Raw genomic sequence first — 325 nt, 5'->3', positions numbered from 1 at the left:
AGCAGCTCAAGGACACCTTCACCTACACGATCCGTGATGCCGACGGCGACGTCAGCACCACCACCATCACCGTCACCATCAACGGCCACACCGATGGCGTGCCCGGCGTGACCGTCCCCGACGCCAATGGCGCCGATGCCGGCAACGTCAGCATCGCCGAGAACGCCACGCAGCCGGTCACCGGCGAACTGACCGTCTCCGCACCGGAAGGCCTGGCCACCGTCAAGATCGGCAACGTCACCCTCTCTGTGGCCGACCTGCAGGCGCTGGGCACCACCCCGGTCGTCGTCAACGGCACCGAAGGCAAGCTCACGCTGACTGGCTA

General features: G+C 66.8%; 1 pseudogene. It reads left to right on the top strand.

The window, feature by feature from the left end:
* A pseudogene (locus tag IB259_RS30885) lies at positions 1–325 on the top strand (hypothetical protein); the annotation flags it as partial.

It is taken from the genome of Achromobacter sp. ACM04, from assembly GCF_014851465.1.
GTDB classification, from domain to species: Bacteria; Pseudomonadota; Gammaproteobacteria; order Burkholderiales; family Burkholderiaceae_B; genus Achromobacter; species Achromobacter aegrifaciens.
Note: the sequence above shows the minus strand (reverse complement) of the source record. Positions and strands in the feature narration are given on the sequence as shown.